This window comes from Klebsiella sp. BIGb0399 (genome assembly GCF_003752615.1).
Taxonomy (GTDB): Bacteria; Pseudomonadota; Gammaproteobacteria; order Enterobacterales; family Enterobacteriaceae; genus Klebsiella; species Klebsiella lignicola.
The window spans coordinates 351,970-363,943 of the sequence record NZ_RKHT01000009.1 but is presented as its reverse complement, the minus strand read 5'-3'; the positions used below and the strand labels follow the sequence as shown (position 1 = coordinate 363,943).

Annotated in this window: 12 protein-coding genes and 1 rRNA gene; 3 read left to right on the top strand and 10 right to left on the bottom strand. The window is 58.0% G+C overall.

Annotated features, from left to right (window positions below):
* The 3 genes from rrf to EDF82_RS22440 all read left to right on the top strand — a co-directional run.
* A 5S ribosomal RNA gene (rrf, locus tag EDF82_RS22450) occupies positions 1 to 88 on the top strand; the annotation flags it as partial.
* A 397-nt stretch (positions 89 to 485) separates the two neighbouring features.
* The gene (locus EDF82_RS22445) at positions 486 to 803 is read left to right on the top strand and encodes a hypothetical protein (RefSeq protein ID WP_123757693.1); all 318 of its coding nucleotides are present in this window, start codon (positions 486 to 488) and stop codon (positions 801 to 803) included.
* Positions 804 to 917: 114 nt separating this feature from the next.
* Positions 918 to 2,327 (top strand): GGDEF domain-containing protein, encoded by a 1,410-nt coding sequence (locus EDF82_RS22440; RefSeq protein WP_123757692.1) that lies wholly within the window; start codon positions 918 to 920, stop codon positions 2,325 to 2,327.
* Positions 2,328 to 2,346: 19 nt separating this feature from the next.
* Here the strand turns inward: EDF82_RS22440 and trpS are convergent, their stop codons facing one another.
* The 10 genes from trpS to EDF82_RS22390 all read right to left on the bottom strand — a co-directional run bounded on the left by trpS (position 2,347) and on the right by EDF82_RS22390 (position 11,971).
* The gene (gene trpS / locus EDF82_RS22435; RefSeq protein ID WP_123757691.1) at positions 2,347 to 3,354 is read right to left on the bottom strand and encodes a tryptophan--tRNA ligase; all 1,008 of its coding nucleotides are present in this window, start codon (positions 3,352 to 3,354) and stop codon (positions 2,347 to 2,349) included.
* A 217-nt stretch (positions 3,355 to 3,571) separates the two neighbouring features.
* Positions 3,572 to 3,901 (bottom strand): multidrug efflux SMR transporter, encoded by a 330-nt coding sequence (locus EDF82_RS22430; RefSeq protein WP_041143869.1) that lies wholly within the window; start codon positions 3,899 to 3,901, stop codon positions 3,572 to 3,574.
* Positions 3,902 to 3,918: 17 nt separating this feature from the next.
* Entirely contained in the window at positions 3,919 to 4,329 is a 411-nt protein-coding gene (locus tag EDF82_RS22425; protein WP_123757690.1) for a multidrug efflux SMR transporter, read from the bottom strand.
* 14 nt (positions 4,330 to 4,343) lie between these two features.
* Positions 4,344 to 5,036 carry a hypothetical protein gene (locus EDF82_RS22420; RefSeq protein ID WP_123757689.1) on the bottom strand — a complete coding sequence of 231 codons (693 nt, stop codon included), beginning with the start codon at positions 5,034 to 5,036 and terminating at the stop codon, positions 4,344 to 4,346.
* A gap of 12 nt (positions 5,037 to 5,048) precedes the next feature.
* Positions 5,049 to 5,669 (bottom strand): phosphate propanoyltransferase, encoded by a 621-nt coding sequence (locus EDF82_RS22415; protein WP_123757688.1) that lies wholly within the window; start codon positions 5,667 to 5,669, stop codon positions 5,049 to 5,051.
* A complete protein-coding gene (locus tag EDF82_RS22410) occupies positions 5,666 to 6,103 on the bottom strand; it encodes a BMC domain-containing protein (RefSeq protein WP_123757687.1) in 438 nt (145 codons plus the stop codon). The genes EDF82_RS22415 and EDF82_RS22410 overlap by 4 nt, the downstream gene beginning before the upstream one ends.
* Positions 6,104 to 6,115: 12 nt before the next feature.
* The gene (cutD, locus tag EDF82_RS22405; protein ID WP_123757686.1) at positions 6,116 to 7,087 is read right to left on the bottom strand and encodes a choline TMA-lyase-activating enzyme; all 972 of its coding nucleotides are present in this window, start codon (positions 7,085 to 7,087) and stop codon (positions 6,116 to 6,118) included.
* Between the two features lie 27 nt (positions 7,088 to 7,114).
* Positions 7,115 to 10,507 carry a choline trimethylamine-lyase gene (cutC, locus tag EDF82_RS22400; protein WP_123757685.1) on the bottom strand — a complete coding sequence of 1,131 codons (3,393 nt, stop codon included), beginning with the start codon at positions 10,505 to 10,507 and terminating at the stop codon, positions 7,115 to 7,117.
* Between the two features lie 25 nt (positions 10,508 to 10,532).
* Positions 10,533 to 11,699 carry a 1-propanol dehydrogenase PduQ gene (locus EDF82_RS22395; protein ID WP_123757684.1) on the bottom strand — a complete coding sequence of 389 codons (1,167 nt, stop codon included), beginning with the start codon at positions 11,697 to 11,699 and terminating at the stop codon, positions 10,533 to 10,535.
* Positions 11,700 to 11,713: 14 nt separating this feature from the next.
* On the bottom strand, positions 11,714 to 11,971 hold the full coding sequence (locus EDF82_RS22390) for a EutN/CcmL family microcompartment protein (RefSeq protein WP_123757683.1): 258 nt from the start codon (positions 11,969 to 11,971) through the stop codon (positions 11,714 to 11,716).
* Positions 11,972 to 11,974: the final 3 nt, after the last annotated feature.

Sequence of the window (11,974 nt, the reverse complement as noted above, 5' to 3'; positions counted from 1 at the left end):
CTGACCCCATGCCGAACTCAGAAGTGAAACGCCGTAGCGCCGATGGTAGTGTGGGGTCTCCCCATGTGAGAGTAGGGAACTGCCAGGCATCAAATAAAGCAAAGGGCTCAGTCGAAAGACTGGGCCTTTTGTTTTTTCTGCTTTTTGTCGGTGAGCGCGACTTACCCCATTCCGATAGTATTTATATTTCCCCCCTCCATTTATATATTCTCGTTATTTTATTACTCCCTTTTTATTGTACAAATATACGCAATTATGAATATTTACCATGTATCAGAAATATAAAAATAATAAAGATAAAGTTATTATTTTTATTATTTAAAAGTATTTAACGGTAATTTGTTCTCATATTTAACGACCTGTGCGGTTGTCACTGGACATTTTAAATGAAATGTTTTAGTGTCATTAACAGTTTGTTAACTCGGATGAACAGAACGTGTGTCGTGGCCGACAGAATTGTATCGAGCGGCACGATGAGAATACCCATGAAGAACCTGCTAACATGGTCGCCCCTGCGCCCGCTCATAAGTTACCTGCAAGAACGTTTCACCTTTTTAGTTCTGCTATGCTGGCCGGCGATTATTTGGGTCGTATGTCGGGGATGCGTCTGGGCCATCGAAAGCGTACTGCTGCTGATGGGAAAGCCGCTCAGCGAGTCGTTTACCGTACACCTGCAGCCACTGATGACCTTCAGCGCCCTGGTACGCATTTCCCTCAGCTGGGTAGCGCTGCTGTTTATCCTGTTTAGCATGGCGATGGGATTCACCTGGTTGCTACGCCGCGTGATGAACCGCAAACTATAGTTATCGCCGCCAGGATCGTTCTCACCTGCTGAATTTTCAATCTGGTTGACCAGAGCGAACTGTTGTATGATCTTCAGCCTTAAAATAGATCCTAATCGGTGAGTGCTTTATTCAATGAGTGATGAAAGCAAGAAATATATCTCCGTTATTTTCAAGGAATGGCTGCCGCTGTATGACGGTTTGACTCCCGATGTGAAGGCTGTTCTTAAAAATATTGCCTCTGAGCGGTCAGAAGCGTTGGCGGCCCGATTTTATGACTTTATTTTTCAGGATCCTGATATTGCCCGCCATCTGACCTATGACCTGGTGCAGGAGCGCCTCAGTCGTTCGCTGACCGCCTGGGTCAATGAGATTTTGACCTGCGACCGGGATGGACTGCAGGCGCTGGCAGAACGGCAATATTTTATCGGCAGTATTCACGCGCGTATTGGTATTCCCGCCGAGGCCGTACTGCGCGGTGCCCGCCAGCTCAAGGCCGGGCTGATAGAGTACATCCGCGATCGCCACGACATTGACCACCAGACCGCGCTGGCGACCCTCCATTATTCGGTCATGGCCATTAACATGGCCATCGAGATGATGTGCCATGCCTACACGCTATCGCACTACCGGGCGACGAAAAATGAAGAGGCCTACCGCCTGTATAGCCTGATGGATAATATCCCGATGGAGTACGGCAAACAGCAGGCCTCGCTCTCCGGCTGGGAAAACAGCACTATTTTTAATATCGTCAGCGAAAATAAAGCCGCCATTAACGGCACATTATTATCGGAATCCGAATTTGGCCTGTGGTTCCGCCATAAATGCGTGCGCTATTTTAATAAAAATGCCCAGATGGCAGAGATCACCGGCATCATTGAACAGGTCGATCGCTTAATTATCGACTGGAAATCATCAGCGGATCGTTCCGGGTATAAAAACACCCAAAGCCTGCTCCAGAGCATCCATATCCATTGCCAGCAGATTGGTCACCAGCTGGAAGTGATCTTTAGCAGCCTGTCGCAGATGCAGAACGGCAAGGATTCACTGACCAGCCTGCTAAACCGCCGCTACCTGCCGGTGGTCCTCAAACATGAGGTTACCCTCGCCATGGAGCATGGGCTGCCGATGACGGTGGCGATGGTGGATATCGACCATTTCAAAGAGATTAACGATAACTGGGGCCACGTGGTGGGCGACCGGGCGATCAAGCACGTTGCCGACCTGCTCAGCGATAATATTCGTTCCAGCGACTATATCTTCCGCTATGGCGGTGAAGAGTTTTTACTGGTTCTGGTGGAAACCAACGCCGGTGAAGCCTTTACGCTACTGGAACGTCTGCGAAAAAGCATCAGCCAGCTCCAGTTTGACGTTGGCGCCGATACCCACATTGCCATCACCGTCAGCATCGGCTATGCCGTGCATAGCGGCCACCCGGATTACAACCGACTGCTGCGCGATGCCGACAGTGCGCTGTACACCGCCAAGCGCAGCGGGCGCGACTGCGTGAAGCTGCATCAGGGCGGGCACGACGCATCACACTGAGGCGCCGTGCCCCGGCTCTTCAGAACAGTACCGGCAACCCTAATCCCCGCATGACCTCATGCAGCGTCTGCTGCGTGAGGTGCTGCGCCCGCTCACTCCCCTGACGCAGCAGTTCCAGCAGCATCCCTTTATCAGCGATAAACGTTGCCCGGCGTTCGCGAATCGGCGCCAGCAGCGTCTGCAGGCACTCCTCCAGCACATTTTTACACTGCCGATCGCCCAGCCCGCCACGCTGGTAGTGGGCTTTCATCTCGGCAACCAAGGCGTGGTCGGGATGGAAGGCGTCCAGATAGGTAAAGACGACGTTGCCGTCGAGTTGGCCTGGATCGCTGACGCGCAGATGGTGTGGGTCGGTATACATCGCGCTGACCGCATGATGGATCTCCTCTTCGGTAGCAGAGAGCGTCAGCGTATTCCCTAGTGATTTTGACATCTTGGCGCCGCCATCAATGCCCGGCAGGCGGCTGACATCGCTGAGCAGCGCTTTGCAGTGCTGCAGTACCGGCGTCGTCGTCAGGCTATTCATTTTGTGGACGATCTCATTGGTCTGCTCAATCATCGGCAGCTGATCGTCGCCCACCGGCACCAGCCCGGCTTTAAAGGCGGTAATGTCCGCCGCCTGGCTGATGGGGTAGGCGAGAAAGCCGACCGGCAGCGAGCGGGAAAATCCCTTCTGCGCGATCTCGTTTTTGACCGTCGGATTGCGCTCGACGCGGGCGACGGTGACGATATTCATATACAGCGCGCTCAGTTCAGCCAGCGCCGGAAGCGCTGATTGCAGGCAAATCGTGGTTTTACGTGGGTCGATCCCCACCGCCAGATAATCCGCCAGCACCTCGCAGATGTTGCGGCTGATTTTGTGCGGATCGCTGCCGTTGTCCGTTAGCCCCTGCAGGTCGGCGACGAGAATAAACTGCTGATGGTCATGTTGCAGCTCGACCCGCTGGCGCAGCGAGCCCACATAGTGGCCGAGATGCAGCTGGCCGGTCGGGCGATCGCCGGTAAGAATGGTAGGTAATGTGTTCATCAGAGACTCCTAAGGCTGCGGTAAGCCGAAAGACGTCGCTAAGAAATGATTAAGCCGCCTTCCGGCGGCTTAAAAAATGGAAAACATCAATCGTGCCGCCTGTTATGCAGGCAGCCACCAACGGCATGAGCGGGAGATGACAACGATTCTGTTCATGCCGATTATCCTGACACGAAAAGGGCGCGGGGTAAACCCACGCCCGGCCATGTTTTGCGGATTACATCGTGGAGAAGACGTTCATGATGATGCCGCCGGAGATGATCAGCACCATGGCGAAGATCGCCGGCAGATCCGGTTTTTGCTTATACAGGATCATCGAGCAGATGGTGACGCCGACGATGCCGAAGCCGCACCACAGCGAGTACGCCACGCCCACCGGAATGGTGCTCATTGCGCGGGTGAGGGCGAAATAGCACAGCCCGTAAGCGCAGACGACCAGTACGGAAGGTGCCAGTTTGCTAAAGCCGTTGGTTTTTTTGATCATCGACGTACCGGTAATTTCTGAGCCGATGGACAGCGCCAGCCATAAGAACCCGAGATTAAACATATGCTATTCCTTTTCAGTTAGTTGGCGATCTTGCTATCCAGTGGCGTCACCGGCTCGGCAGGCGCGTCGGTGCTCTCTTCGCTGCCCATTTTTGAAAACAGATTCATGATCACGATGCCGCTGGCGATAATCGCCATGCCAATAATGGCCGCGGTATCCGGATGCTGGCCGTAGAAGGCCATCCCCAGGGTCGATACCACCAGAATGCCGGTACCGGACCAGGTGGCGTACGCCAGGCCGACGGGAATGTCTTTGACCGCGCGGGACAGCGAGTAGTAGCAGGTGCAGTACAGAACAATCAGCAGCCCGAGCAGCAACATTTTGGTGGAGCCTTCGCTGCTACCGAACATCTTGAGGGTGGACGTCGCCGAGGTTTCCGAGAGGATAACCAACAGCATCCATAGCCAACATTTTGTTTTTGAAGACATAATAAACTCCGGATCTATTTATTAAGGTAGGGTTCTTTATTTCTGTTTTTAAGAAAATCGCTCGCGGCATCGGTTAAAACGGCATCGCTGGCGGCGGCCAGCGCCGGATTATTGACGATGTCTGTGACAGTGAGATAACGACGCGCCCCGCCGACCGGCGTCGGAACGGACGCTCCCGGCCCGGCGTCCAGCGTCGCCAGCAGTTCATTCATCGAGCACAACGTGACGCCGCATGCCGTCAACCGGGCCAGGGTCGCGTGCATCTGGCTGGCGTATGGCGTCTGGCTCGCCGCGCCGCACAGCTGGTTCAGCTCGCTGTCCGGGTCGCAGTGATAGCGCAGCGCCAGCACCGGCAGACCGGCCAGCAGCGCGTCGTGCAGGCGCCGGGCAACCGGGCTGTGCAACGTGCCGTTTGCCAGATCGGCCGCCATCGGATAATCGAGAAACGGCACTATCACGGCCCGCCAGGCCATCGACGGCAGCGCCGCCTGCCAGATCCCGGACGGGATAATCTCGCCGATTGCCTGCCACTGGGCCGCATCTACTATTCCGTCTTCCAGCGCGAGGTGCAGACGCTGCCCGCATCCCGCCAGACGACGGTGGACGAGCGGGCGATACCCCTCCGCCGCGCCGACCATCACCAGCACCGGCGGCTGTAGCCGCTGGATAACCCGCGTCACCAGGTGGTCGATCTCTTCATCGGTCATGGCTGGCCCCCGTTATGCAATAAGCGTGACCTGCGCGCCGTTTTTCAATCCGGCGGCGTTGGCTTCTTCGGTATCGATATGCAGCTCGAGGACAAAATCGTCCCGTACCCGCACCACCACTTCATCAAACGTCAGCTGGCGTTGGCCCCGGCTGCCGACCTTGACCTTCTGGCCATGGCTGACGTTCAGGCGCTGCGCATCCTGCGGCGACATATGAATATGCCGCCAGGCACAGATCACCTGAGACTGCAGCTCAACGTGGCCCGCCGGGCCAATCAACAGGGCGTTACCGGCCTGCTCCAGCTGCCCGGACTCGCGAACCGGCGCCTGGACTCCCAGCGTGAAGGCGTCGGCGCGGGAGATTTCCAGCTGGGTTACCGGGCGAGTGGGCCCGAGCACGCGCACCCGGGTCAGCGAGCCTTTGGGCCCGACCACGGTCACGCACTCCTCGGCGGCAAACTGCCCCGGCTGGCGTAGCGGTTTAAACGGCGTCAGCGCGTAACCTTTGCCAAACAAGGCCTCGACATCCTGCTGCGACAGATGCACGTGACGGTTAGAAATGCCGACTGGAATATCCGGCGTGAGGCGGGTCAGTCGGGCGCTGATTTTTTCCTGTAGCAGGGTGTCGATCATGCCTTCTTCCCTTTCTTCATCGCGGCGCTTTTATCATCCGCCTCGCCAGCTGCCGGTTGGGACGGCGGCATCTCCGGCCCGCTTTTTTCCGCCGACGTCGTGACGACGACAGGTTCTGCGACCGCAGGTTTTATTACCGCTGGTGCCGCAGGGCGCGGCGGACGGCCTTTTAAGTTCCCCAGCGCCTCAACCACGCTGCGTTCCGGGCGGGCGATGACCAGTGAACCCACAACCTGGTCTGCGGCAACCACGGCGATGCCGCGCTCAATGGCGGTGTGGATGGCGCTGATCTCGCCCTCGAAGCAGACGCTGACCAGCCCCGACCCGACTTTGCGATAACCAATGCAGGTCACGCCTGCAGCTTTACAGGCGGCATCGACAGCCTGAATGGCGGCGACCAGCCCTCGCGTTTCAATTACGCCTAAACTTTTCATTGTCGGCTCCTGTTAATGGCGGACTAAGCGGATATCAAAATCGAACTGCGTGAAGAACGTCTCCAGCTGGCTCAGCTCTTCGGGTGAATAAGACGGGTCCTGGGTAATGGGATAGGGCATATCCAGACGCTCATATTTTTTGCGCCCCAGTTGGTGGTACGGCAGCATGTCGATGCGGCGGATATTCCCGCGCTTCGCCAGCTTCTGCACATAATCAATGGCCCCGGTAATCGCATCGAATGAGTCGTTATATCCCCGCACCAGCGGCATGCGCACAATCACGTTGGCGCCGGAATCCACCAGCCATTCCAGATTGCGGCGAATACCTTCATTGCCGATGCCAAATAACGCTTTATGGTGCTCGCTGTTAATTTGCTTAATGTCGAATAAGAAGGTGTCGGTGACCGGCGCCAGCTTTTGGTAATTGGCCAGCGAGGTGGTGCCCTGGGTTTCGACGGCGGTATTGAGCATCATCTTTTTGCATTCGCTGAACAGGGCCACGGCAAAATCGGTCTGCAGGCTCATCTCGCCGCCGCCGATGGTCACGCCGCCGCCGGAGGCGATATAGAAGTCATAATCCTGCATGATGACCTCCATCAACTCGCTGACGGTGACGTCTTTGCCCATAATATCCAGCGCGTTCTGGGTGCAGATCTCTTCGCACTTGCGACAGCCGATACAGTCTTTATTGCGATCGACGAAGTGCTTCATTTCGCCGTTTTCTTCCGCCCGGTAATGGACTCCGGCCGGGCAGACGTTGACGCAGTCGCCGCAGTTAATGCATTTGTCGTGCGAGAACATCACCTGAAACTGGCTGGTCAGCCCTTCCGGGTTGGCACACCACGGGCAGCGGATATTGCAGCCTTTGAAAAAAACCAGCGTGCGAATCCCATCGCCGTCGTAGATCGAATATTTCTGAATGTTGAAGATTCGCCCGGTTAATTCTTTATTCACGCTTGCCTCCAGAAAAAATTGCCAGGACATCCTTGTCCAAAAACGTCCGTGTCTTTATCAGAACTTCTCGATGACCGTACGGCTGATAATCTCGTCCTGAACCTCTTTGCACAGCTCCACGAAGTAGGCGCTGTAGCCGGCGACGCGAACGATCAGGTCGCGATATTTTTCCGGCTCCTGCTGGGCTTTTTTCAGCACTTCGTTATCGACATAGCTGAACTGCATCTGGCCGTTGCCGAGAATCGACGCCGTGCGCAGCAGGGTGATCAGGCCATGGCGTCCTTCCGGGGTATCGAGCAACCCTTTGAGGAATTTGAAGTTATGCACCATGCCGATGTTCATGGTCTCGACGTTCATCTTGCTCACGGACTTGATGATGGCGGTCGGACCTTGCTTGTCCGCGCCCTGCGTCGGGCTGATGCCATCGGAAAGCGGCATCCAGGCCAGGCGCCCGTTCGGCGTGGCGTTGGTCAGTTCGCCAATCGGCGTGTTGTTGGAGATGGACAGCGTGCCGTGGCTGAGGGTGGAGTAGAGCATCTGGTACTGACGGCACTCGCGCTCGGTCCACTCGGTGATATCCAGCGCGTACTGGTCAACGTAGTTGTCGTCGTTACCGTATTTCGGTGCGTTCAGGCAGTCGCGGCGCAGCGCTTCAAAGCCTTCGAAGTTCGCCAGCATCGCGTCGCGCATCTGCTCGAGGGTGTATTTCTTATCCTCAAACACCAGCTTGCGGATGGCGGCGAGGGAGTCGACGTAGGTCGCCAGGCCGGAGAAGATAAGCCCAGGTCCGTGGTTGACCATCGCACCACCGGCGGCGACGTCTTTGCCACTTTCCATGCAGCCTTCCACCAGCAGCGACATCAGCGGTTTCGGCGCCACGTCGCGGTGTACGCGCTGGCTGATCACCGTGCCAATCGCGGACAGACGCACGATATGGGCAATCTGTTTTTTCACTGCCGCATCAAACTGTTCGAAGGTGTGCAGGTCGCGCAGGTCGCCGGTATCCAGCCCCTGATAGCTATCAAACAGCACCATCCGGCCACGGTTGAGCACGAACTCGATGGCAATAGGCCACTGGGTGTAGCCGGTGGAGGTCCACTGGTAGATACGGCCGGATTTCTGCGGCTCTACGCAGCCCATCAGGCAGTAGTCGCGGGCGTCTTCAAAATCGAAGCCCTTGCGCAGCATCATCTTGATATGAGAATCATCAAAGTGGCAGGCCGGGAAGCCCATGCCCGCTTTCACCACGTCGACGATTTTTTCCATATATTTTTGCGGCGACTGGTTGTGAATGCGGCAGGCCAGCGACGGCTGGTAAACCTTCACGAAGCGCACGGCATCCATAATCAGGTAGGTCAGGTCGTTACAGGCATCGCCGCCGCTGCGCTTCTGGCCGCCGACGGTCAGGTTGATAAACGGCTGGTAGCCGGCAAAGTATTTCGCCCCCAGTTCGCTGGACATCCACATCAGCTCGGCGCACTTGATAATAAACGCCTGCATCATCTCCAGCGCGCTTTCGTGGGTCAGGCGGCCTTCGCGAATATCGGCTTCAAACATCGGGTAGCAGTACTGGTCAACACGCCCCAGCGACAGGCCGGTCTGGTTCTCTTCAATTTCGAACAGCGATTCCACGGTCCAGATACTTTGCAGCGCTTCCTGCAGGGTTTTCGGCGGGTTCGCGGGAACGTTGTGGTTCACTTCGGCAATGGTCAGCAGTTCGGCGCGACGCTGAGCATTCTGCTCAAGGGCGGCCAGCTCACGGGCGCGGGCGGCGATACGGTGAGAGTAGTTAATCACCCCTTCGCAGGTTTCAATCGCCGCTTTGTAGTAGTAGATGCGGTCGATATCTTCCGGGTTCTCCATGCTCAGCTGCGCGAGATGCGCCTCGGCATCGGCTTTAATACCGTTCATCCCTTTGGTGAACAGCAGCACGTCATAGCCCGGGCAGGTGTCGCCGCCGCCGTTGATCTGGTGGTAGGAGAGGTCGCTGACGAAGGTCTCGCCGCTAAACGCCCAGACGCCCGCTTCGCGGTACTGTGCTTCGCAGATCTCATCCAGCGAACGGCCTTCCCAGAACGGCACGATCTCTTCGCGAATGGTTTTTTTATCTGCTTCGCTGATCTCAAACGGATCCTGTGGGCGGGTGCTCATGGTATCGAGTTCGTCACGCACCCAGCGCCAGGCGATATCCGGCGAGAAGGCGCCAGCACGCGGTTTGCCGCACGGATGACCGACGATCAGCTCGTCGTCCTGAATCAGAATCGGCGCGGTTTCGCAGGCGTGACGGAAGGCTTTGGCACGCAGCAGAATCGTTGGCATGCCGGGGTTGGCTTTCACCACCTCGGTAAAGGCCAGCGCGCGGTAGATGGACACGCTCGGGCGTACCGTCAGGTAATGGTTGCGCAGGCGCAGCATACGCGGCGTCAGCCCTTCCGCCGTCGGGGTGTCGCAATCGGCGGCAAACGGTACGGATGAGACGCTCCGGGCGCCGCTGAACAGGCGAACCGGCAGGTTCAGGGCGCTCAGGTTGCGCTGGGCGCAGAGGAACAGGCCGGAGAGTTCGTTGATGATAACGTTGGCGTCATCGAGGCGCGCGCCGTGCCGCAGGGCATCGAACATCGGGTAGCCGTCGATCGCGCAGGGGGCGCGGACGTCGCTCAACTGTGCCAGTTTGAACCACAGGCACTCTACGATTTCATACGCCTGCTGCGGCGTCAGAAGACCGCTGGCGATGTCGCGTTGATACCACGGCAGCAGAACTTTATCGGCGCCTTCCGGGTTGACCGCGTAGCTGCCGTTATCCAGCTGCAGCGCCAGCTGGAACAGATAGAAGGCCTGGCAGGCTTCTTTAAAGTTGCGTGCCGGGTGGGCTGGCACCTGATGCAGGATCGCCGCGCTTTCACGCAGTTCGGCCTGGCGGTAGGGGTTACTTTCTGCCGCGGCCAGCGTTTCGGCGCTGGTGGCCAGCTTTTGTGCCAGGGTGAGCAGCGCGTCGCAGGCGTACAGGGCGGCGCGGCAGCCGTTCACTTCATCCATGCCGCTGCGGCTGACGGCGCTGCCGAGGCTGCGGGTTTTCTCTTCCAGCTGATGTTTAATCGCCAGCACGCCCTGCTCGACAATCAGCCGGTAGTCCGGCGAGTCCAGCTCACTGCTGAGATTGAGGAAGCGAAACGCCGACGGGCGGTGGGCGGCGCTTTCATCGTGGAAAATGGCCCCGCGCGGTTTGCGAGTCTGGTCGCCGACAATCAACTCATCGGGGCTGATGACAACCGGCAGCTGGCGCATCAGTTCATAGAAGCGGCGCGCCGGTTTGACGACGGCGGGAATACCCGCGATATCGCCATCGAGGGCGTTCAGCGTGGCGGCATGCTCGGTGCACAGAGTGCTTTTTTGTGAGAGTAAACGTTCAGCCAGCACGGTGACGCGCGGCGTTAAGCTGTAGTGTGCCATGGGTAAGGTTCTCCAAATCTTGTTATCAGTCGCCCTGAACGGCGACGCCGCTCTGGTGCCCGGTCCAGGCCCGGCGATAAATCCCGGTTAACGCACAGGCGTCCGGCGTACGTGGGTTGGTCGGCGTACAGCTGTCGCGCAGCGCCTGGCCAACCATCTCTGCCAGTCGTTGTTCGAATTCGGTAGCATCAACGCGGGTCTCCCCGATGCCGGTCGGCATGGTCATTTCATCTTTGAGCGCCTGAATCGCCACCAGCAGGCTGGCGACGCCCTGGCGCGTGGTGACCGCAGGCAGGTCCAGCAGGTGGGCCAGTCGGGCATATTTGTGGGCGGCGTCGGTGTCGCACTGCCCTTGGTAATCTGCGTTCCATGCCACCACTTCCGCCATTAACAGGGCGTTAGCGCGACCGTGAGGAACATGGAAGATGCCGCCAAGCGCATGGGCCAGACTGTGGGTGATGCCTAGCGACGCGTTGGTAAACGCCATCCCCGCCATGCAGGAGGCGTTGTGCATCTTTTCGCGGGCCAGCAGGTTGTCGCCGCTCCGCCAGCAGGTAGGCAGGTAGCGGAACACCTGCTGCACCACTTTCTCAGCCAGCGCATCGGAAAAGTCGCTGGCGGCGCGGGAGACATAGGCTTCCAGCGCGTGGCACAGCACGTCCATTCCGGTATCGGCGGTGATGGCGGGCGGTACGGAGGCCACCAGCGCCGGGTCGAGCAGGGCGATATCCGGCAGCAGTGTCGGGTCCACCAGCACCAGTTTTTCGTTGTGGGCTTTGACCACCGAAAACGCCGTGACTTCAGAACCGGTACCGCTGGTGGTCGGGATCGCCACGAAGCAGGGGCGCTGGCGTTCGGCCTGCGGGCGGGTTTGCGCCAGGGCGAAAATAACCGCTTTGGCCGCATCAATCACCGATCCGCCGCCCAGCGCCACCACCAGGTCCGGATAGCAAGCATCCATCAGCTTCATACCGCGTACGATGGTGGCAATATCCGGGTCGGCAACCACGTCGTCCCAGACCTGGAAGGCGATGCCGCGCTGGCGCAGGATCTGCGTGACGCGATCGGCGAGGCCAAACGTGATCATCGCCTGGTCGGTGACCAGCAGAACGTGGCGGGCGGGCAGCTCGTTCAGGACCGACAGGGCGTCCTGACCAAAGCAGATCCGGGGTTTCAGCAAAAATTCACTCATTGGGTTATTCACTCCTAAGCGTCCCGAAACACGTTCTCGACAATGGCAACCACCGACATGGCTTTGTAGTGCGCCTGGTTGAGCGCGAAATACGCTTCAGCCAGGACGATGTCGTGCATGCCGGCGCCGACGCTATCGACGGCGACCCAGGTCTGGTCCTTCATTGGCTGCTGGTTATCGTCTAATTTGACGATCAGCAGCAGGTTGCTACCGCGTAGCTCAGCGCATTTCTGCGTGGCGACGACATGGCCGACTACCTTTGCGAGAATCATCGT